Raw genomic sequence first — 23328 nt, forward strand, 5'->3', positions numbered from 1 at the left:
TTGTTGTACTAATCACACTATTAACCAATTAAGCTAAGCGCTGCTTGTGGTAACTGGTTCGCTTGCGACAAGATTGATGTACCCGCTTGTTGCAAGATTTGGTTTTTAGTCATTTGCGCAGTTTCTGTTGCAAAGTCAGTATCTTGAATACGACTACGTGAAGCAGATACGTTTTCAGAGATGTTTGCAAGATTACTGATTGTATGACCAAAACGATTTTGAATCGCACCTAAATCAGCTCTCTGGCCATCTATAGATGAAATCGCCGAATCGATTATTGATAAAGCTTTCTGAGAACCAGCTTGCGTTGAAATATCAATCTTATCAACCATTGAGTCTGCTGCTGTTCCAGTGACTGCGCCTGTAACTTCAGTACCACCCGCCACAGTAAATGAATTGTTTCCAGAAAACTCTATGCCTGAAGTTACAGTAGACGTTGTACCATCAACTATAGCGGTAGTGCCCCCTCTTACATCAAAAACACCATCTGCACCAGTAACACTTAGAGAAACACCATCTACTCCACTTACATTTAGCTGCACGGCAGTACCGCTATCAGTGGCATCGTAGCCAAGGTCACTTAACTTCGCAGCTATTTCAGCAGTAGTTCCAGATACATCTATTTCATGATCACCTATTGTCAATTTACCCGTTGATGTAGCCCCGAGACTAAAATCAACTTTACTGACCGCTTCTGCAAAAATACTAGTATCAGATGCATTAATCTTGCTAGCTGCATCCGTTGCACTAGAGCCTGCATCAATAGTAACCGTTTCGGCTACACCTGCAGATGTAATAGTTAATGTTTCGTCTGCAGTGGACTTACCATATACAGCACTATTAGCAGCAACTGCGCCAAAAACACTACCAGCTGTACTACTAGTTGCATATTTACCACCAAGTTTATCTGCCGATACATCTTTAAGCGAAACATTAATAGTCTCGTTTGCATTCGCTCCGATTTGAAATGATTTAGTTCCAAAACTACCATCAAGCAATTGCTGCCCACCAAACGAAGTTGTTTCTGCAATTCGAGTTAGTTCTGTTTGTAATGCAGACACTTCTTTTTGTAGTGAATCTCTATCTTCTTTAGAGTTTGAACCGTTTGCAGATTGTAGTGCTAGTTCACGCATACGCTGAAGTATATTAGTTGATTCATTCATCGCACCTTCTGCTGTTTGCGCGATCGAAATACCATCATTGGCATTACGTTGTGCTACGGCTAAGCCATTTACTTGTGATGTTAAACGGTTTGAAATTTGTAAACCTGCCGCATCATCTTTTGCGCTATTGATACGCATGCCTGATGCTAAACGCTCCATTGAGGTTGCTAGGCCTTGACCTGATTTGTTCAAGTTACGCTGAGCATTTAATGAAGATACATTTGTATTTACTGATAAAGCCATGATAAAACTCCTGATTACTTACGTAATATAACTGTGTTGATTTAACCAAGAACTTTCACAATTGTATGCTCAAGCTCCGTACTGGTTAAGTTAACGGCAGCTGAGAATTTATCTTTAGACTTTTTTTAAAAAAAATGGATTTTATTTGAGCTTTCCAGATTAACAAACTGATTTTACTTATTTTTTTATTTAAAAAATTCTACTTTTTTCTCTTAAGTCGTATCCCCCCATTTTTTCCTCATTTTTCTCTCTGTGCAAAAAGCTTTTAGGTGAATTAGTTACAAAGAGGTTAAGAGGCGCTGTAAACTTCAATGAAAAATAAGAAATTAGCGATAAAAGAGCACTGAGCAAATTACCGCCTACCTATTTTAATGTTAGGCAATAAAAAAGCGCAACCAGTGCGCTTTTCGTATATAAACTATAACTTTAATTAACCACCTAACAAGCTAATTGCAGCTTGCGGTATTTGATTCGCCTGCGACAGAATTGATGTACCCGCTTGTTGCAAGATTTGATTTTTAGTCATCTGCGCAGTTTCAGTCGCAAAATCAGTATCTTGAATGCGACTACGAGATGCAGATACGTTTTCAGCAACATTGGCCAAGTTACTGATTGTATGACTAAAGCGGTTTTGAACCGCACCTAAATCAGCTCTTTGACCATCTATAGATGAAATCGCTGAATCGATTATTGACAAAGCTTTCTGAGAACCTGCTTGCGTTGAAATATCAATCTCATCAACCATTGAGTCTGCTGCGGCTCCAGTGACTGCGCCTGTAACTTCAGTACCACCCGCCACAGTAAATGAATTGTTTCCAGAAAACTCTATGCCTGAAGTTACAGTAGATGTTGTACCATCAGTTATAGCAGTAGTGCCCCCTCTTACATCAAAAACACCATCTGCACCAGTAACACTTAGAGAAACACCATCTACTCCACTTACATTTAGCTGCACGGCAGTACCGCTATCAGTGGCATCGTAGCCAAGGCCACTTAACTTCGCAGCTATTTCAGCAGTAGTTCCAGATACATCTATTTCATGATCACCTATTGTCAATTTACCCGTTGATGTAGCCCCGAGACTAAAATCAACTTTACTGACCGCTTCTGCAAAAACACTCGTATCAGATGCATTAATCTTACTAGCTGCATCCGTTGCACTAGAGCCCGCATCAATAGTAACCGCTTCAGCTTCGCCTGCAGATGTAATAGTTAATGTTTCGTCTGCAGTGGACTTACCATATACAGCACTATTAGCAGCAACTGCGCCAAAAACACTACCAGCTGTACTACTAGCTGCATATTTACCACCAATCTCATCTGCTGCAACACTTTTTAACGACACATTAATAAGCTCATTAGCATTGGCACCGACTTGAAATGATTTAGTCCCATAGCTCCCATCTAATAATTGCTGCCCACCAAATGAAGTTGTCTCCGCAATACGAGTTAACTCTGTTTGTAAAGCACTGACTTCTTTTTGCAATGCATCTCTATCTTCTTTTGAGTTTGAGCCATTTGCAGATTGCAGCGCAAGCTCACGCATTCGCTGCAAAATGTTAGTAGATTCTTGCATTGCACCTTCCGCGGTTTGCGCCATAGAAATACCATCATTGGCGTTACGTTGTGCCACCGCTAAACCATTTATCTGTGAGGTTAAACGGTTTGAAATTTGTAAGCCTGCCGCATCGTCTTTTGCGCTATTAATACGCATGCCAGACGCTAAACGCTCCATTGAGGTTGATAGACCATCGCTCGATTTTGTTAAGTTACGCTGTGCGTTAAGTGACGACACATTAGTATTGACTGTTAATGCCATTTTACCATCTCCTAGTTTTAATTAGGCTGTGGTCCAATGAACTTGTGAGGAACCACGCGCTTTGTTAAAAACTTAAAGCAGGAAATATGCCAGTTCATTAAAAATATTTAATCAGTTGTTTTTAAATAAGTTTTAGATGTTCTGCTTTGTAAATGTAAGAAATAAAAAGGCCAGTGACAATTTTTTGCCACTGGCCCGATATAAAGGCAAACTTTTACCGTATGGGTTTAATTATAAATAATCAAAAAGCGTTAAATTAGCTAAGCGACCAAAGGTTGCTTGCGAAGCCTGTAACGCTGTTTCATGCCTTGTTAAGTCACTAATTGCTTCGGCCATATCAACTTCAACCAAATTTGATTTACTCGATTTATTGTTAATATCTATTGCGCTATTTGAATCTGTGACACTTTCAACCAAATTCATTCGAGCACCTAAACTTGCTTGTGTAAATACCACTTGTTCGCTGGCGCTTTGTAATTGGTCTAAGCCGTCTGCCAGTGCATCATTAAGCTCATCACCTGCTAAACTGCTATTTAAACTGATGATTAAGTTTTGCATAGTATTGAGTACATTTTCTTTATGTGGGGCTTCTAATTCAAACTCGAATGTCCCTGGTGCAGTGCCTTCAAGCTTAAACTCCATGCCTGCATATTCAATAGGCTCCCCTGTAAATTCACCAGTGACAGCCGGTGTAACGGGGTTACCATAACCATCATTAATTACATAGGTATCTGGATCGCCCGAGTTAACGCCGGCGACAAGCTCAACCTGAAAAGAGTTATCTGCAGCTGTAGCTGTGGGATCTAAATCAAAATTTGCTTTGTGGAACTTATCAAAATCAGCTTGGTTTTTTACATACACAGTACTTTGTGCAGTAATACTTCCCGTCACAGTGCCTTCGTTATCAACAACATTTAAACGCGCATTTACATTTTCAAAAGCACTAAAACCATTATCGCTCGATTTAACATTCACCCCTTGTGCAATAGTGACTGAATGCTGGCCTTGGTCGCCTTGATAATCGTATTGACCTGTATTTGAGTTAAAGCTATAGGTTTGAGTTGTATCTTGATAGCCAGAAAAAATATATTTACCGTCTTCTGACTGACTATTCATTAAGCTCACTAGGCTTTTTTGCAGCTCGCTTAATTCACTCGCAATAGATTTTAAATCATCATCACTCATGGCACCACTACCCGCTCGAATCGTCAGCTCCTGGGCTGCCTGAATGGTGGTGTTGATACTTTGTAAGATACTTTCTTCTGTTTCTAGCCGCCCATTCAACTGATTAATATTTTTAGTATACTGCTCGTTTGTTTGAATTTTATTTGTATATAATGCTGCTTGTGAGTAAGCAGACGGGCTTTCAGAGGTCGATAAATACTTTTTACCTGTTGTTACACGCTCTTGTGCATTAGCAACACCTTGCTGACCTTCAAGAATTTTATTAACGCTATTTTGGTACATTAAGTTATTTGATAAACGCATAATTACCTCGCCGAATTAAGTAAGGTGTCGAATATTGAACGAGCAGTGGCAAGTACTTGCGCTGATGCTGCATACGACTGTTGAAAGCGCAGTAAGTTTGCCGCTTCTTCATCAAGGTTTACCCCTGATAATGATTCATACCAAGCTTCTGACTGCTCTGCTAATGCGCTAAACGCCTGTTGACTTGTTTGTGCCTGCGAAGTAACTACACCAATATCTGATACTAAACCAGTGTATGCTTGATTTAGAGTTTTATGATTATTCTTTGAATTACCTGAAACATTTTGCCTGACAATGTTATCGTTTTGAATGTCAGCTAATAGTTGCCCATTACGGTTATCATCAAAGCCTCCTTCGTTCGCTTCAATAGTGAACGTATCGCCAAGTGCTGGCGTTCCTTCAATATTAAAGTCAAAACCATAATCTTGAAATCCGCCGCCAGCAGCTTGAAGAACATTATTTAATGGTGGTGTGCCAGTAAAACTTGAAGTATTAACCCCATCAGTAACTGTATACACATCAGGTTCGGCTGTTTTTTGAACGGTTATTTCACCATTTGGTAAGTTGATAGGGTCAGTTAAAAAGGCACCAACATCTAACACAGTCCCTGCTGAAATATTGGCAGTGCCTGTATTGTTAATATCGTTTGCGGTACGAATAGGTGAAGCGAGTGCAATATCTTCTGGACGATTTGTTGCAAGCTCTAAGCTTGTTGATGCTTGAGAGTTGAGTTTAACCATAAATTGGTCATCAACACTTGGCGGATTAGTCATATCGAGGGTAACTTCTAAACCAAACAAATCTAAACCATCATTTGCAGGGCTGTTATCGGCTAAATTAACCTTACCTGTTGCTGGATCAACGGCTGCTATAGTAAAAATATCATCGCCGTTGGCATCTTTAATCGTCTCGCCTTTATTATCAACAGGGTAAATTTCAACTTCATTTGTATCACTGTATTTCACAATAAAATCACTGGCCGGCAAATTACTGCCTTGTCCAGGTTCAACCGTTGCCGTCATACTCGAATTACCGTTATTAGCTTGATAAGCAAATGCATCAACGGTAGGAATTTTAAATATATCCCCACCTAAATTGCCATCACCATCCATACCTAAATGATTTTGCTGATTAAAAGCATCGGCCAATGTTAAACCCATTTGACCCAATTGATTTTGTGCTGGCACTAAAATATCGTCACGAAATGCCAGTAAGCCACCAATTTTGCCTTTTAACTTATCTGTATCTAATTCTAGCGAAATAGCTTTACCGTCATTAGTATCTAAGTGTAATTCTTTAAAATTAGGATCAGGGTCGCCCGTTAAAGAAAATAGATTAAAAGCACCATGCTGCATTACTAAGGCTTGGCCTGTTCCCATATATACTTGTTTAGAACCATTGGGCCCATCAACTGTTTCAAGATCGATTAGCTCAGATAAATCACGAATTGCTTTATCTCGTTCATTATAAAGCGAGCTAGATCCTGATTCTTGTGAGGTGCCATCTACTGACGCGATCTTAGTATTTAATTCACTGATAGTTTGAATAAGGTCGTTTGCTTCTTCAGAGAAAATCTCTAATTGATCATTAACTACGGTTTGCTGATCTGCAACAATGCCTGATAAACGCTCCATTTGGTCAATTAGACTTTGTGCATCAGTCATTACTAATGACCGTGCTACAGATGATGAAGGCTGGTTTAAACTTTCTTGTATGTTGTTAAAAAACGAGTTGATACTGGTTGATAAGCTGTTTGACTCTTCAGAAAACAAGCTATCAACTCGACTCGCTTCTGTGACGAATTGATCAAAAAAAGTTTTACTAGAGGTATCTCGATTTAGTTGCTTTTGCGCAAATTCATTCAGTAAACGATACGTTTCACCACGACCAACTTGATTATCGATCATGGTTGTGAACTCAGTGCGCTCACGCACATAGCCCTCGGTATTAACGTTGGCGATGTTTTTACTGGTGGTTTGTAAAAGCTCAGAGTTAGCTCTGATACCTGCATTTGCTATGTCATATAAGCTAAATGACATGAGGGTCTACTCCTTAACGTACCAATGAAGCAGCGACGCTTTGAAGCTCAACGCGCTTCAATACCTGCTTAATTTTATCGGCATAATTTGGATCAGTTGCATAACCTGCTTTTTGTAACGAATCTAAAAAGGCTGCAGGCTCTGCGGTATTATTGAGTGCTTCTTGATAACGTGGATTTTCATTTAAGAAATCCACAAAATCATTAACACTGTCTTTAATCGATTGATAAGAGCGGAAACTGGCTTGCTTTTTAACTGGCACGCCTTGTTCAAATTCAAGCGTGACTTTGCTTGCTTTATCACCTTGCCAGCTCCTATCCGATTTAATATTGAATAAGTTGTTACTACTGGTGCCATCAGCTTTACTGATGATGTGTTTACCCCAGCCCGTTTCAAGTGCTGCTTGAGCAACCATCACAGCTGGATTTAAGCCAATTTTCTCAGCCGCATTTTTAGCGTGCTCCCAAACAGAGCTAATGAAAGACTCAGCATCTTCAAAGCGGTTTTCTGTTTGCTCGTTCGCAGCAGTATCTGCAACAGCGTTTGGCTCAGCTTTAATCTTGTGACTGTCGCTCGTTGCACCGGTTGCGCGCTTATCACTGTCGAACTCAGCCGTCGTTCTAAGCACAGAACCTGGAGTAAACTGTTTACCATCTGGCGAGAGTTGTTGAACGATTAAGTCAGCTAGGCCTAGCGAGCCGTTTGATGAAAGCTCAACCGATAACTGTTGGTCATGCATCTCTTCAAAAAACTTAACGCCGCTTGAATTAAATGGGCTATCCTTATCTTCAAACGCTTCATTTGCTTTACGCATGCTTTTCAGCAGCATTTGAGTGAAGATAGATTCAAATTGTGCCGCCGCTTTTTTCAGCGCCTCTTTTGACGCATCGCTAGAGGCATCACTTTTTAGAGCACTTTGACGTAGCGAGTCTAAGTTGCCTAAATCAAAAAAGTTTTGCTTGTCGAGATGATTAGTATCCATCAGCTTTTTGACACAATAGTTAATAATGAAAATTAAAATGCAAAAATTGCGCCAATAAAAAGCTTTATAAATGAGTAGCTAATAACTGATACAGGAATGGAGTAACTTCAGGGCCAAGATTTTGGCTGATGTTTATACACTGAAGGATTAAAGGTTATAGAAACAAAAAACGCGCTCGACAGCGCGTTTTAATTTAAATGATAACCAGTTGCCCGTTTATCGCCCCCGCTTCTTTTAAAGCTTCAAGGATTGCCATTAAATCACCCGGTGCGGCCCCCACCTCATTGATTGCGCGTACGAGATCATCAAGATTAACACCTGGATTAAATACAAAAGCACGTGAATCATCTTCGTTCACATCAATAATACTTTGATTGGTAACGGTAGTTTCACCATCACTTAAAGCGTTTGGCTGTGACACATTTTGCTGCTCAGCAATCGTAACCGTTAAACCACCATGAGTTATTGCCGCAGGCTGTAGCTTCACGTTTTTGCCAATCACAATTGTACCTGTGCGGGAGTTAACAATAATTTTTGCTGCTGTGTCTGCAGGCTTAAACTCTAAGTTTTCAAGGGTAGATAAATACGCAACACGTTGAGATGCATCTCGCGGTGCTAACACTCGCACTGACGCTGCATCAATTGCCTGAGCACTGTCAGGCCCCACCAAATCATTGATGGTTTGCTCTAGGCGCTTTGCTGTTGTGAAATCTGGGCGATTTAAATTAAAGGTAATATAGTCACCTTGCATAAACGGGCTCTTAATAGCACGCTCTACAATGGCACCGTTTGGAATACGACCCACTGTGGGTGTGTTAATAATTACACGGCTACCATCAGCCCCTTCCGCACCTAAACCACCTACAACTAAGCTACCTTGTGCAATCGCATAGGTATTGCCATCAACCCCTTTTAAAAAGGTTTGTAATAAGGTACCACCACGTAAACTACCCGCACTACCAATAGACGAAACCGTAATATCAATGGTTTGACCGGGTTTTCTAAATGCCGGTAACTCTGCATGCACAGCCACAGCTGCAACATTTTTAATCTTAGGTTTTAAGCTATCTGGTAAGGTGATACCAAAACCATTTAACATGGCTTTAAAGCTTTGTTGAGTAAATCGGCTTTGTTCACCTGTGCCAGGCAAACCAACAACCAATCCATAACCCACTAATTGGTTAGAGCGTACGCCCTCAACCATAGATACATCTTTGACTCGCTCAGCCTGTGCAGAAAACTGCAGGCTAATTAAGCAAAGAGCGATGATGTATTTAAACCCATTCATGACTTTATTCCTCTAAAATGGGAAAAGCGAACTACTAAAGAAACGAGACAGCCAACCTGCACTTTGCGTTTCTTGAATTTGCCCTTTACCTGAGTATTGAATTCGCGCATTAGCAATACGATTGGAAGTTACTGTGTTATCTGCTTGCACATCTTCAGGACGAACTAAACCTTCTAGGCGAATAAATTCTTCACCAGTATTCAAAGTGAGCCATTTTTCACCACGAATAACCAAGTTCCCATTCGGTAAAACACGCATCACATTGACAGAAATATCACCAAATAAGCTATTTGATTGGTTAGACTTTGAATCGCCTTTAAACGATGCCCCTGAGCCAATACCAAACTGAATGCTGTCGCCACCAATGTTAACCGGGTTTCCGCCAAGCCCAATAACAGGGTCTAAACTAGCATCTGTTTCTTTGTCGGTTTCAGTTTTTGCCGCTTTAGTTGCTTGGGTAGACTCTTGCAATTTAACAGTGATGATATCGCCGGCGCGTAATGCCTTTTTATCTGAGTACAAGTCATTTGCCGAATAACTATCAAACAACGAACCTGTTGGTACCACTTGTTCAGTACTTGGTTCCGGATACATAGGCGCATAGTAAGGGTCATCCTGAACCACATGATGATTTTGCGTTGTCATACAACCACCCAGCATCAATGCTGCTGATGTGACTAAGATAATATTACGCATGCTGCCTCCTACCCATTAAAGTTGCTGATTGATGTAACTAAGCATTTCATCAACCGCTGAAATCACTTTTGAATTCATTTCATAAATTCGTTGCGTTTCAATCAAGTTAACAAGCTCTTCCGTTACATTCACGTTAGAGGTTTCAAGGGAACCTTGAACCACAGTGCCTAAACCGTCGATACCAGGATTACCTTGCACAGGTGCGCCACTCACAGCGGTTTCTGTGTATAAGTTTTGCCCCATAGGCTCAAGACCCGATGGATTAATAAAATCACTAATGGTGAGCTGACCGATGACCACGTTCTCTGCTTGACCTGAAATACGCACTGATACTTCACCGTCTTGTGAAACAGTAATTGATTGTGCATCGTCCGGTACGTTCATTTCTGGCTGTAATGGAAAACCCGCGCCGGAAGTTACAATGCGACCATCTTCGTCAGTCGTGAATTGACCATTACGTGAATAGGCAATATTGCCATCTGGTAATTGCACTTCAAAAAAACCTGGGCCTGAGATCATCCAGTCCAATGAATTTTCAGTGGTAAGCATATTACCTTGTGAAAAGTTCTTTTGGTTAGCAACCACTTTGGCACCGGCACCAAGCATTAAGCCTGACGGCATTTCAGTGTCTTGCGACGAGCGGCCACCTGGCTGGTTAATGTTTTGATATAGTAAATCTTCAAATACGGCGCGGCTTTTTTTGTAGCCTACCGTGCTGGCATTCGCGAGATTATTTGAGATCACCGAAATATCGGTTTGCTGGGCGTCAAGCCCGGTTTTACTGATCCATAATGCAGGATTCATAACTCTACCCTCTCAGTCATCTTAAACAATGCGTAACAGCTGATCTTGACGCTCATCGAGCTCTTCGGCTGTTTTCATCAATTTAACTTGTAATTCAAATTGGCGTTGATTGCTGATCATATCGACCATTTCATGCACTGGGTTTACGTTCGACATTTCAAGCGTTCCCGACAATACTTTTACGTTTGGTGAAATGTCACAAAAACCACAAAGGTCATTGACCAACATGTCTTCTTTTGGTCGAAATAAACCGTCATTGCCTTTTTCAAGCTGAGTGTTATCAGCCTCAATCACTTTTAAGCGATCAACCACTTCCAAAAAGTTAGCAGGCGCACCTTGCGGGCGAACCTGAATAGCGCCATCTTCACTAAACTCAACTTTTTCAATAGGCAATGGCAAAATGATTGGACCACCTTCGCCAATTACTTGACGGCCATGGCTGGTGATCAATGCGCCATCTGGAGTAATGTTTAATGTGCCAGTTTTGGTGTACGCCTCATTGCCGGATGCATCTTGTACGCTCAACCAACCACGGTCGCTCATCGCGATATCAAGCTCACGGCCAGTTTCAACAAAACCACCCGATTCCATATTAGATCCTGGGCGTTCTTGCATTGCAAACACCCTAGATGGCAGACCTTCACCGAAGGCTTGCATAGAGCGAGCTTGTGCAAAATCAGCTTTAAAGCCAGTGGTGTTAGCATTAGCAAGATTGTTGGCCTTGAGCTCAAGACCTCGCAAACTTTGCTTAGCACCCGACATGGCAATGTAGACCATTTTGTCCATAACATTGACTCACTAAAAATACGATAATTAGGAAATGCAATAAAAGTGCCAAAGTAAAATTGACGCTAAAATAGAAGAGAAAAATGAATAGTAAGAATGAAAAAAGGCTGCCAATAGAGGAAGCAGCCTTCGTGTCGGATTAAGCTTAGAACCGTTAAGATTAACGGATCTGTAGGATGTTTTGTTGTAGTGTTGAGTTAACCTCAAGCGCACGTGAATTTGCTTGGAAGTTACGCTGAGCACTAATTAAGTCAACAAGTTCATTGGTTAAGTTAACGTTTGATTGCTCAAGCGCTGATGAGTTAATTGAACCTAGAGTACCTGAACCTGGTTCACCCGCAATCGGCTCACCTGACGTTAAACTCTTCTTCCAAGATGTATCACCAACTTGTTGCAAGCCCTGAGAATTAGAGAAGCGCACCATAGCAACTTGACCTAGGAACGACGTATCTCCATTACTGTATGACGCAACAATTTTACCGTCAGAACCGATATCAATTCCTGATAGACGACCTACAGTCGCACCATCTTGCTCTAATGCTTTTACTTCAAAGTTACTTGCGTATTGAGTTGGAACTTTATTTGCTGTTGCCGCTTCATCACGCCAGTTAATAGTCACATCATCAGGGAAACTTGCACCATTCGAAAGTAAATCAGAAAGGCCTGTCGCAGCACCTAAACCACTCGGTAACGTTAATGGATTAAATGTTGTATCAGTATTCGCTGTACCATCTGTACTTTGTGGTAAGCCACTGGCATCAAACTGAAAAGTTGATAATGGTGTATAAGGTGTTGTGGTTTGCTCAACACCTGTTGCATCAAATGGCTTTTCATCTAATGTAGCGTATACTTCCCACTCATTTTCATTACCAGTCACTGTAGAATCAGTTTTCACAAAGAAGAACTGTAGAATATGCGGTTCACCTAATGAGTCATACACCGTTGTCGATGTAGAGCTGTTATAAGTTGCACTTGTTTCTGGATCGAATGGTGTCACAGTTGGCGCAGAGGCACGTGAATCAAGGTTAAATGACGAATAGACATTCGTGGTTGCACGTGGTGAACCTGATGCATCTGGAATTTGTAGCGCAGAAGATGTACTTAAGCTTACAGAGGTTGTGTCACCGGTTGCTTCATCAACAGGGAAACCTTGTAAGTAATTACCGCTCGCATCCACAATAAAGTTATCTTTATTAAGTTTGAACGCACCAGCACGCGTGTAAGTAAAGTCTTGTGCACCTAAGTCATTCGCCATTGCGAAATAACCTTCACCAGTAATTGCTAAATCAAGTGAGTTATTTGTGAAAGAGAGTGAACCTTGGTGGAATTGTTGTGCCACCATTGTTGTCCTTACACCGTCACCATTTTTTGTTTTACCAGAACTAAATACTGATGATGCGTATACATCAGCGAACTCTGCACGAGACTCTTTAAAGCCCGTAGTGTTAACGTTAGCAATATTATTTGCTGTTACGTCTAAATCTTTTTGTGCGGCTGCTAAGCCTGTTAATGCAATATTGAAGCTCATAACTCACCTCTAACCTATCTCTTAGCCTAAGCTAACCCAAACCTTTTATACTTATGCGATTTCAGCTATATCAGTTAGCCTAACCGCACCCTCTTTTGTATTTACGATAATGCCGCTTGCGCCATTAATATTGACACTTTCAATATTCTTAAAGGTCGCCATAGGCATACTGCTGTAGTCTCCATTTACAAAGCCTTCAGCACTGATGTCATACTCGCCTTCAGGGAGCACATTGCCATCGTTATCTTTACCATCCCACTCAAAACGCAGTGCGCCCGCAGACTGAGAACCTAGTTCAATGGTTCGTACTAACTGACCTGAAGAATCTGTTATTCTTAGCGTTAAAGATTCAACGGCTGTCTCAGCAACCACCGACCCTTTAGCAAGGTTTTCACCGTCAAAGTCAATGGTGTCAGACTCTAATAACGCTTGCTTACCAACCAAAGTGGAAGCCTGTAACGCAGAATTTGATGTCATTGATGCAGTCAGTGAGTCAAACTTCTCGTTTAAGTTTGAAATACCTTCAGCCATAGTAAAGTTCGTCATCTGCGCGATCATTTGATCGTTATCAGCAGGGTTACTCGGATCCTGGAACGACAACTGCTGTGTTAACAACGAAAAGAAATCTTCCTGAGAAAGTGTGTTGTTGTCTTCCTCAGTTGTTTGCGTATTGCTTTGATTCCAACGCAAGCTATCCATATAGGATGATGATGCAGAGCTGATGTCGTTACTCATAACTTATCCTCGATTACCGTTGTCCTAACAACAGTGTTTTACTTAACATTTGCTTAGCTGCATCAGCAACTTGCACATTTGTTTGGTAAGAGCGAGAGGCAGAAATCATATTTGCCATTTCTTCTACAACATTAACGTTAGGTTTGTAGATATAACCATTTTCATCCGCACTTGGGTGATTCGGGTTATATTCAATTTGTAGCGGCTTATCGCTCTCTACAATACCTAAAACTTTAACGCCTACAGAAGAGCCCTGAGGATTGCTTTGCGATGCTGACGCTTTGGTCAACTCTGCAGCAAAAACAGGATGGCGCGCTCGGTATGTCTGGTCTTGGCTAGAGCTAATCGTGTTTGCATTCGAAATATTACTCGCTGTGGTATTTAAGCGCACATTTTGTGCACTCATACCCGTGCCTGAAATATCAAAAACATTATATAAACTCATGATTAAGCTCCTTGACTACCGAGGGCTTTTTTAAGGCCTTTAATTTTACTACTCATAAATTGCAGGCTTGCCTGATACTCTAATGAGTTCTGTACATACAAGTTTCGTTCCACTTGTATATCTACAGAGTTACCATCGCCTGTATCTGCTTGATTTGGCGTACGAAACATTTCTGCACCGCCAACAAAACGGCTGCCTCCGGCAATATGTTTAGCATCGGTTCTTACCATGCTATTGCCGCCTTGTTGGTTGCTTTTTGCCGCTTTTAATGCCGAGGCAAAATCAATGTCTTTCGCTTTATAGCCCGGCGTATCAGCATTAGCGATATTGGTCGCTAATAACTCAGCGCGTTGTGAACGGATCAACATTGCATGGGGGTGAACACCAAATGCTTTATCAAAACTGATAGCCATAACCATCTCCAAAAAATTGACTCTAGAGTGATTAATGCAAAAGCTAAGCCAATAATGAAGGGGATATTTTATTTACGTAAGATATTGAATAATAGATAAATTTAGCAACCTAAGAGCTAGGTTGCTAAGAAAGGTTTACTTTTTCTGGTAGATGATGCCTGGATTACAACGAACCATCTCAAAGCTATCACTTAAGCCCGCCATTGATTCTGACGCACCTAAAAAGAGGTAACCTTTAGGGTTTAGGGCTTGAGCAAATTGCGAGATAATTTTAGCTTTTACCTCTGGTGAGAAGTAAATGAGCACGTTACGGCAAAATATAATGTCAAACTTGCCCATTAAAGCGTATGAATCCAGTAAGTTAAGGTGTCTAAAGCTAACCATTTTACGTATAGGGTCAATGACTTGAGCCATTCCATTGCCGCTGTCTTTAAAGAACTTTTGACGGCGTTCCATCGACAAACCACGCGCAAGCGCTAGCGAGTCATACTCAGCGTTTTTGCACATATCAAGCATGGTATTAGAGATATCAGTGCCGATTATTTGCGCCCCCATCTTTAATACACCTGGGTTTTTTGACTGAAACTCGGCAACCGACATTGCAATTGAATACGGCTCTTGTCCTGATGAACTTGCCGCTGACCATATTTTTAATGGTCTACGCACATCTTTAAGCTCAGGAAATAATTTCGTTTTCAATAACTCAAACGGATACTGGTCACGAAACCAAAGCGTTTCATTGGTTGTCATTGCATCAACCACAGCGGCACGAAGCTGCCTCTCATGAGGACTCAGTGTTTTACTTACCAACTGCGATAAAGACTCGACATTAAAACGCGCCATAAGTGGAGCGAGACGGCTTTTAACTAAATAAAGTTTATTATCGCCAAGCACAATGCCGCATTGTTGCTCTAAAAAAGAGCGAAATTGATCGTATTCGCTTTGTTGTAAATGCTTATTTTCCAAAGTAATACCACCTATAAACTATTAATCACAATGAACCCATTTTTTTACAGCAGTCGCTAGTTCATCTGGGTTAAATTTAGCAATAAAATCGTCAGCTCCCACTTTCTCAATCATTGCTTGGTTGAATACACCACTTAAAGAAGTATGTAAGATCACATGCAAAGGTGATAATTTTGGATCGGCCTTTATCTCGGCGGTTAAGGTATAGCCATCCATTTCTGGCATTTCAACATCTGAAATTAATAAGCCAACTCGCTCAGTAATATCGTTCTGGCAATCAAGTTGAGCTATTTCTCTTAGTCTTAGTAAGGCCTCTTTGCCATTTTTAGCAAGCTCAGTTTGTACACCAAGTGGCTCAAGCGCTCGTTTTACTTGATTTCTCGCGACAGCAGAGTCATCAGCAATAAAGACGATTCTTTCACCTAAATCTTTCTGGAACTCACCTTCACCAACAACATCTGCGCTAACTTCAGTGTTCACTGGGCAGATTTCATTTAGGATCTTTTCAACATCCAAAATCTCAACCAGTTCGTTTTCTATTTCTGTGACTGCTGTTAGGTAAGAATAACGTCCAGCTCCCGAAGGTGGTGGCATTATTTTTTCCCAGTTCATATTTACGATACGTTCTACACCACCAACCAAAAACCCTTGTACTGAACGGTTGTATTCGGCAATGATGATAAAGCTGTCTTTTATGTTTTCAATTGCAGGACCACCGACAGCCATTGATAAGTCAATAACAGAAATAGTTTGTCCACGAATATGCGCAACACCGCGAATATAGGCATTTGATTTTGGCATGTTCGTAAGTGGCGGGCATTGCAAAACCTCTCTTACTTTAAACACGTTAATACCAAAGCGCTGACGCCCTCTGAGTTTGAATAATAGTAATTCAAGGCGGTTTTGCCCAACCAACTGAGTTCGCTGGTTAACTGAGTCTAAAATGCCTGCCATTTCAATCTCCTAAAGATAAACAATCAGAGCTGGAACAATAATTGCCTTCTTTGTGTTAAAGCTACATAAGGTTACGAAGCGTCTATTTTTTGACGCAAAATATTTATACCTTGTTTTCAACAATAAGCATAGTCGAAACAATATGAGTTTGTTAAAAAAAAGCCGAAGATACAGTGTTTTTTATTTTCTTTCTAGCCTGTTGTTTGCAACACAACTACAAGCAGAAGTCTATAACAACGAGCAACTTCAACAGATCGCTGTTGATTTTGTGAGTGAACACATGCCTGACTTGAACACAACACCACAGATAAGCGCTTTGCCTCTGGATAGTCGCATTCCTGATAGGTTATGTGAGTCGCCATTAAACAAAGAGTTACCAACAGAGCCTCCTTTTAATCGGCAGGTCACGGTACAACTTAAGTGCCAAGACATAAATAGTTGGACCCAATACGTTCACGTTAGAATTATAGAACTTGAGCCAGTCGTTGTTGTTACAACGAGTCTTACTCGAGGTGAAGTTATTCGTGCCGAACATTTACGCCTAGAAATGAAACCTAAGCAATTTGTTAGAACGCAATACGTACAAGATGAGTCTATACTTATTGGCAGTCGCAGTAAGCGAAATTTACGCGGTGGTACACCTATTGTTATGAGCCAAGTTTGCATGGTTTGCAAAGGCGATAACGTAACTATCTATGCTTCGTTACGGGGCTTAAGGATCAAAACCACCGGAATTGCGCTAGAAGATGGCACGTTAGACGAATTAGTACGTGTAAAAAATAAAAAATCAGGTAAAGTATTAAATGCGCGTGTGGATGGAGTCGAGTCTGTACAGGTAAATATTTAATTTTAACTATTTATGCTAAAGTATCCGCTGTGCCCGCCGATATAAAGGCATAAGTTGGGTAATGTATAGGTCAAAAATTATGGTAAGCAATGTCAATAATGGTCAACAACAGCCTTCTGTGTTGACAAATACCAAGCAAAAAAAGCTTGATTTACAAAAAGATAATGCTAATGCAGCTGCTGCTAAATCAGCCGCACCTAAAGCAAGTGCAGATTCTGTCAGTTTAACACCTCAGGCAAAGCAGCTTAAATCATTGCAAGAAAAAGCAGAGCAGTCTTCTGGTTTTGATAGCAATAAAGTGGCTGAGCTGAAAAAAGCGATCAGCGAAGGTAAATACCAAATTGATGCTGAAAAGCTAGCAAAGAACATCGCTGCATTCGAGTTTGATGTCTATGGCTGATCATAATCATTTAATAGCCAGCAAACTAACACAGCAAGTTTCGTGCTTGGAGTCTATTGCTGCGTTGTTAGATGATGAATTGACAGCCATTGCTGCAAAACGTGGCGAAGGATTAAAGAGTATTGCCCAACAAAAAATTTCTTTGCTCCAACAAATCCAAACCATAGATAAAGAAGTGCAAAAGCTTGTCGCGCACAACGAATCGCAAGATGATGACGTGAGTGCACTTATTAAGCAAGTTAACACTCTCCTAGCAAGCTGCAAAAAGAAAAACGATGTAAACGCACATGCGGCTCACCAAGCACAGTTAAGTGTTAAACAACTTAAAGATATTCTAATCGGTGCGCCTTCATCGATGACCTACGACCAAGGCGGCAGCGTAATTCAAGGCGATAAAAAAATCGTCCACAACTTGAAAGCCTAAACCCCAATATTATTCTTTTAAAAAAACGCGATAACTAAGTTAGTTATCGCGTTTTTTAATGTTTGCAGAGTTAAATGAGCCAAAAGTAATACCAATCCGCTTAATTAAGTTGTCTATTTTGAGGCAATAAAACCTTGTTGATAACAAGGCAAACATTTCGTTATTTAGTTGTTCTAAATGAGAAATTTTTAACGCAGTTAGCGACAGGTTTAATCCCTCAAAATGATTAAGTATTATTGCGGGTTGGTATAATCCGCAATATCACTCAATTAAGCAAGGTACTTTAAGAAAAGCGCATTTCAGCGCTTTTCTTTTATTGATTAAATATCTACAGATTTGTTTCCATCTTCGATTAGTTTCTTAATCATGTCCTCTGATTCACTTTGAATATCACTTGCAGGTTGTGAACTTATTGAGTCATTAGGATCAAAAGCTAAACTTTGCTGTTCGCTATCGATATTCAATGCCAGTACCTCACTTTGTTCAGAGTCACTTAAAACATCATCGATTGTTACTTCAAGCGGGGCAGAGTTAGAGTGCAATGTCGGTTCCGTATCCGCTTTAGCTAATATCACGCTTAAATCAATACTTTCACCGAGCTGCTCAGCGCCTGAAGTTGAACTTTCATTTTCTGGTGGCTCTTCAGAGTTATCTAAGCCTGCTAAAACAGGTTCTGCCCCAAGAGATATGATGCCGCTATCAGGCTCTGATTCAATCACACCTGTACCGACTAAATCGTTAGAGGTGTTCTTGACGATATACTCACCAGTTTCAGTATCAACAATAGCAAAGTAATATTCATTCCCTAAATCAAGAAAAGAAAGCCCTATGCTCCAGTCACCGTCGCTATCAGTTGTGGTGCTTGGCGAAGAACTAAGAACTGAAGCGTCGATAATATTGAGTAAATTAAGGCCGATTAAGTTAGAGCCAATGGCATAAACCTCAGTTCCCGGCTCAGCAGTGCCTTCGGCGAAAGGTAAGAGTAAACCTAATATACCTGGATTATAGTTAGTAACATCAAAAGCATCTAAGCTAGGGTCATTACTATAATCAATACTCGATATAGTGGTTGTATTACCTGCAGCATCTGTCGCAGAGGCCTCAACATATGCGAGAGTTAATAAAGAGACTGACAAATTAAGCACTTGCCAATCACCATTAGCGTCAACGGTGGCTGTGTAAGGAACTCCTATGCCACCTCCAATTAGGTAGTTTGTAATGGTAATAACACTTCCTTCAGGCAAATCTGAAGTACCAGAAAGCGATACCAAGTTACCTAATAAGAATGACGGCGTGATTGATAACTCTGGAGCTACAGTGTCAACTTCTCCGCCCGTTTTACTATCAGTTCCTGTGTTACCTGCGGTATCTGTGATGCTTGCAGTGACCGAATACACTCCATCAGCTAACGCTTGACCTGCTTCAACTTGCCAATTGCCACTTGCATCAGTTGTGGTAGTAACTGTATGTTGTAAACCGCCTGCGGCAGTGAACACAATTACTACTGTACTATTTGCAGCATCAGATGTGCCGCTGATAACAGGGGTTGAGTCGTTTGTGAGTATTAAACTGCTTTGATCAATGCTCACAATCGGTGCCGTAGTATCAACCGCAGACGTTGTACTTACTGAACCATCATTCCCAGCTGTATCTGTCACAACAGCGGTTACCGTATACTGTCCTTCGGCAAGGGCTTGGGTTGCTTCAACTTGCCAGTTAAGGCTTGAATCAAGCGTTGTTTCAACACTATGACTAACACCTGCTGCATCAACGAAGGTGACAACCACTCGATTACCAGCGACTGCTCCTGTTGCACTGCCAGAAGCGAGCGGTGTTAAATCGGTTGCAACAGCAATCGTGTCTATAACAACATCAGGCGCAGTGATATCTATAATGCCAGACACCGAAGTGGTTGCGCTATTACCTGCAGCATCAGAGATACTGGCTTCAACCGTGTATGCTCCTTCAGCTATTGAGGAAGGTAATGCCACAGACCAATTACCTGATGCATTAACAATAGCAGAAGCAGTAACATCATTACCTAAACTATCAGACACAACTAACGTGACAACGGTGCCCTGAGGTGCATCACTGGTACCACTAATTGTCGGTGTAGTATCATTTGTAATTGCTGGTGCATTAACCAAGATTGATGGCGCCGTGAGATCTATCTCACCAACCTTTGATGCTGTTCCAGTTAAACCATTTTCAGTTACACTTGCATCTACCGTGTATTGTCCTTCACTGAGTACAGTAGCAAGCTCAACACTCCAAATACCACCCGTTACCGTTGTAGTTATTGTTTGTGTATTTCCAAGTGCATCTTCAACATTTATTGTAACTTGTGTGCCGTCTACTGCATCACTGGTACCTGAGATGATGGGGGTTGTATCATTTGTAATTGCCAACGTGCCAATAGATACTGTTGGTGCATTAGTGTCTAATGTTGCATTGTCTGTGGCAGTCGTCGTGTTATTTGCAGCATCAGTGATGCTTGCAGTAATAGTAACTGAACCATCGTCAAGTGGTGTAACAACATCAACTGACCAAGTACCATCAATTTGCACTGTAGCTGATAATGAATAAATATTCCCACCGTTAGAAACACTCAAAGAGACTATGCTACCTGCAGGTTCATTACTTGTACCGCTAATTATAGGTGTAGAATCATTTGTCGTTCCTAAGCTATTAATAGTGAGCGAAGGAGCAAGTGTATCTATAGAACCAGATTCAGTATCACTGCCAATATTACCCGCAACATCCGTTATTGACGCTGTTACAGTATAGTTTCCATCAGGTAACGCGGCTGGTGTAACTTGCCATGTTCCATCTCCCAACACTGTCGCAGTCAGTGTTTGGGTATCACTATTGCTGTCTGTAATCGTGACAGATACTTGAGTTCCCGGCGATTCTGTTGATGTACCTGAAATAACTGGCAAACTTGAGTTTCCAATTCCCAATACGTCAAGCAATACAACAGGCGTAACTGTATCAACTGTTATTGATGCTGTTGCAGTTTGCGTGTTGTTTGCATCATCCGTTATGCTAGCCGTAATCGTGTAACTACCATCAACGATGTCGACAGGTACTACAAGCTGCCATGTGCCATCTGTATCAACCGTCGTAGTCAGAGTTTGACCCGCTATTTCAACAACCACTGAACCACCTATCTCATTACTACTACCCGTGATAGTTGGTCGAGCTTCAGCTATGCCACCAATAGCATTTACGCTTAAAGTTGGTGCTATACTATCCAGTACACCTGTTGTTTGTTCAGTTGTTAAATTACCCACCTGGTCTCGAACCGATGCTGTTACTGTGAATGTGCCATCAGCAAGTTCTGCTGGTACATCAACAGACCAAGTTTGATCGCTTTGCACAGTTGCAGTAAAGCTTTGCGAATCTCCATTAGCGTCTTGAACAGTCACATTAATAACCGTTCCTTGACCCATATCCGTTGTACCCGAGATAGTTGGTGTTGTGTCATTAGTAAGTGTGGCAACAGACACTGTTAGTTCAGGTGCTACATTATCAAAATCAAGGGTGCTCACCGTTGCAGTGTTACCTGCTGCATCTGTTCCACTTGCTGTTACATAAGCTAAATTAAGCAGTGGTACAGTAATATTTGCTAAAGTCCAATCTCCATTCGCATCTGTAATGGCAGTGTATGTTAATCCAATTAATCCACCGACAAGGTGCTCAGTGATCGTGATCACACTTCCTTCTGGTAAGTCTGAAGTCCCAGACAAGCCAACCAAATTACCCAGTAAAAATGAAGGGATCACACGAATGTCTGGCGCTATAGTGTCGACTTCACCACTGTCACTGGCACTGCTGTTATTACCTGCTGCATCACTGATACTGGCACTGACTGTGTAGTTGCCATCGGCTAAGGCTTGCCCTGCTTCGGCGCTCCAATTACCTGAAGCATCAGTGGTGACTGTCACGCTATGGCTGATACCATCAGCATCGGTAAAGGTCACGGCGAGTGAGGTATTGGCTAAGTCTGAGGTGCCTGTGACCGTCGGCGTATTGTCGTTGGTCAGCGCTGGCGCATCAATGCTAATCGTTGGTGCCGTCACATCGATGGTGCCTGTTTCAGTATCGCTGCCTTCGTTACCCGCCGCGTCACTCACAGTGGCCACCACGGTATAATCACCTTCGGCTAATGCCGTACTTGGCTCAACAGACCAACTGCCATCCGCTTGCACCGTCGCTGTCGCACTTTGGACATTACCGGCACTGTCAGTGATAGTAAGCAGCACTAAGCTGCCCACTGCCGCCCCAGTGGTTTGCCCACTGATGAGCGGTGTCACATCATTGCTATCGGCCAAGGTATCAAGGCTAATCGTCGGTGCGGTAATGTCGATTTCACCAGTGGCACTGGCTGTTGCTGGGTTACCTGCTTGATCACTGACCGTCGCCGTAACCGTGTATTCTCCTTCTGCTAACAATGTGCTCGCCGCCACTGACCAGGTGCCATTGCTTTGCATCACGGTAGTGACTGTGTGGCTGTTGTTGTTTGCATCGGTAAAGACCACAGTGACTGTACTGCCTTGTGGGGCACTGGCTGTGCCACTAACTGTTGGCGTGGTGTCATTGGTGACGTCTAATGCATTTATATCAATCGCTGGCATGGTGGTATCAATGATACCTGTTCGTGTGGCCGTTCCATCAATGCCGTTTTCTGTCACGGTTGCGGTGACTGTAAAGTCGCCTTCAGCCAAAGCACTGCTTGCTGTGACTGTCCATGTTCCGCCATTAACCGTGGTGGTTAATGTTTCTGCTGGGTTGATACCATCATCAATTACCACAGTCACTACGCTGCCATTGACCGCATCACTGGTGCCGTTAATCGTCGGTGTCGTATCATTGGTTTCGCCAATGACATTAATCGTGATACTTGGTGCGGTGGTATCCAGCACCGCGGTGTCATTGGCGGTTGTTTCATTCCCCGCAGCATCGGTGATACTGGCATCAATGCTGATGCTGCCATTGTTTAATGGGCTTGGTACATCTGCTGACCATGTGCCATCTCCCAGTACCGTGGCTGTAAAGGTATAGGTGTTTGTGCCGTCTGAAACACTTAAGTTAACCACACTGCCCGCCGGCTCATTGCTGGTCCCACTGATTGTTGGGGTATCGTCGTTGATGGTACCCAAGCTGTCTATCGCTAAGCTTGGTGGCAAGGTATCGATGCTGCCACTGCCTGTATCGGTGCCAACGTTGCCTGCCGCATCAACAATCGTTGCTGTCACGGTATAAGCGCCATCAGGCAAGCTCGGTGCTGTGGCTTGCCACGACCCAT

The 23328-nt window shown here is 41.9% G+C and carries 19 protein-coding genes; 3 read left to right on the forward strand and 16 right to left on the reverse strand.

The window, feature by feature from the left end:
- Positions 1-20 precede the first annotated feature (20 nt).
- The 15 genes from L1266_RS11415 to L1266_RS11485 all read right to left on the reverse strand — a co-directional run bounded on the left by L1266_RS11415 (position 21) and on the right by L1266_RS11485 (position 16349).
- Positions 21-1406: a flagellin gene (locus tag L1266_RS11415; protein WP_235377560.1), complete on the reverse strand. Its 1386-nt coding sequence runs from the start codon at positions 1404-1406 to the stop codon at positions 21-23.
- A gap of 430 nt (positions 1407-1836) precedes the next feature.
- Positions 1837-3225 (reverse strand): flagellin, encoded by a 1389-nt coding sequence (locus L1266_RS11420; RefSeq protein WP_235377561.1) that lies wholly within the window; start codon positions 3223-3225, stop codon positions 1837-1839.
- A gap of 231 nt (positions 3226-3456) precedes the next feature.
- Positions 3457-4713 (reverse strand): flagellar hook-associated protein FlgL, encoded by a 1257-nt coding sequence (gene flgL, locus L1266_RS11425; RefSeq protein WP_235377562.1) that lies wholly within the window; start codon positions 4711-4713, stop codon positions 3457-3459.
- Between the two features lie 2 nt (positions 4714-4715).
- Positions 4716-6752, reverse strand: a complete 2037-nt coding sequence (flgK, locus tag L1266_RS11430; protein WP_235377563.1) for a flagellar hook-associated protein FlgK — start codon at positions 6750-6752, stop codon at positions 4716-4718.
- 13 nt (positions 6753-6765) lie between these two features.
- Positions 6766-7734, reverse strand: coding sequence for a flagellar assembly peptidoglycan hydrolase FlgJ (flgJ, locus tag L1266_RS11435; protein WP_054553303.1), 969 nt, complete (start codon positions 7732-7734; stop codon positions 6766-6768).
- A 193-nt stretch (positions 7735-7927) separates the two neighbouring features.
- Complete coding sequence (locus tag L1266_RS11440) at positions 7928-9022, reverse strand: flagellar basal body P-ring protein FlgI (RefSeq protein ID WP_054553304.1); 1095 nt, start codon at positions 9020-9022, stop codon at positions 7928-7930.
- 12 nt (positions 9023-9034) lie between these two features.
- A complete protein-coding gene (gene flgH / locus L1266_RS11445) occupies positions 9035-9718 on the reverse strand; it encodes a flagellar basal body L-ring protein FlgH (RefSeq protein WP_054553305.1) in 684 nt (227 codons plus the stop codon).
- Positions 9719-9733: 15 nt separating this feature from the next.
- Positions 9734-10522, reverse strand: a complete 789-nt coding sequence (gene flgG / locus L1266_RS11450) for a flagellar basal-body rod protein FlgG (protein ID WP_054553306.1) — start codon at positions 10520-10522, stop codon at positions 9734-9736.
- A 21-nt stretch (positions 10523-10543) separates the two neighbouring features.
- Positions 10544-11308, reverse strand: a complete 765-nt coding sequence (locus tag L1266_RS11455; protein ID WP_054553307.1) for a flagellar basal body rod protein FlgF — start codon at positions 11306-11308, stop codon at positions 10544-10546.
- A gap of 160 nt (positions 11309-11468) precedes the next feature.
- Positions 11469-12836 carry a flagellar hook protein FlgE gene (gene flgE, locus L1266_RS11460; RefSeq protein WP_054553308.1) on the reverse strand — a complete coding sequence of 456 codons (1368 nt, stop codon included), beginning with the start codon at positions 12834-12836 and terminating at the stop codon, positions 11469-11471.
- Positions 12837-12887: 51 nt separating this feature from the next.
- Entirely contained in the window at positions 12888-13571 is a 684-nt protein-coding gene (locus tag L1266_RS11465; protein ID WP_054553309.1) for a flagellar hook assembly protein FlgD, read from the reverse strand.
- A gap of 13 nt (positions 13572-13584) precedes the next feature.
- Complete coding sequence (gene flgC / locus L1266_RS11470; protein WP_036970207.1) at positions 13585-14016, reverse strand: flagellar basal body rod protein FlgC; 432 nt, start codon at positions 14014-14016, stop codon at positions 13585-13587.
- Positions 14017-14018: 2 nt separating this feature from the next.
- The gene (gene flgB / locus L1266_RS11475) at positions 14019-14429 is read right to left on the reverse strand and encodes a flagellar basal body rod protein FlgB (protein WP_054553310.1); all 411 of its coding nucleotides are present in this window, start codon (positions 14427-14429) and stop codon (positions 14019-14021) included.
- 135 nt (positions 14430-14564) lie between these two features.
- The gene (locus L1266_RS11480) at positions 14565-15395 is read right to left on the reverse strand and encodes a CheR family methyltransferase (RefSeq protein ID WP_054553311.1); all 831 of its coding nucleotides are present in this window, start codon (positions 15393-15395) and stop codon (positions 14565-14567) included.
- A 21-nt stretch (positions 15396-15416) separates the two neighbouring features.
- Positions 15417-16349 (reverse strand): chemotaxis protein, encoded by a 933-nt coding sequence (locus tag L1266_RS11485; protein ID WP_054553312.1) that lies wholly within the window; start codon positions 16347-16349, stop codon positions 15417-15419.
- A gap of 142 nt (positions 16350-16491) precedes the next feature.
- Between L1266_RS11485 and flgA the strand changes: the two genes are divergently transcribed.
- The 3 genes from flgA (at position 16492) to flgN (ending at position 18020) form a co-directional block, all read left to right on the forward strand.
- Positions 16492-17196 (forward strand): flagellar basal body P-ring formation chaperone FlgA, encoded by a 705-nt coding sequence (gene flgA, locus L1266_RS11490; RefSeq protein WP_054553313.1) that lies wholly within the window; start codon positions 16492-16494, stop codon positions 17194-17196.
- 79 nt (positions 17197-17275) lie between these two features.
- Positions 17276-17596 carry a flagellar biosynthesis anti-sigma factor FlgM gene (gene flgM, locus L1266_RS11495; protein ID WP_054553314.1) on the forward strand — a complete coding sequence of 107 codons (321 nt, stop codon included), beginning with the start codon at positions 17276-17278 and terminating at the stop codon, positions 17594-17596.
- Positions 17589-18020 (forward strand): flagellar protein FlgN, encoded by a 432-nt coding sequence (flgN, locus tag L1266_RS11500; protein ID WP_054553315.1) that lies wholly within the window; start codon positions 17589-17591, stop codon positions 18018-18020. Before flgM ends, flgN begins: the two co-directional genes overlap by 8 nt.
- A 320-nt stretch (positions 18021-18340) precedes the next feature.
- Here the strand turns inward: flgN and L1266_RS11505 are convergent, their stop codons facing one another.
- Positions 18341-23278, reverse strand: a complete 4938-nt coding sequence (locus L1266_RS11505; protein WP_235377564.1) for a beta strand repeat-containing protein — start codon at positions 23276-23278, stop codon at positions 18341-18343.
- Positions 23279-23328: the final 50 nt, after the last annotated feature.

This window comes from Pseudoalteromonas sp. Cn5-37 (genome assembly GCF_021532495.1).
Classification (GTDB): Bacteria; Pseudomonadota; Gammaproteobacteria; order Enterobacterales; family Alteromonadaceae; genus Pseudoalteromonas; species Pseudoalteromonas simplex.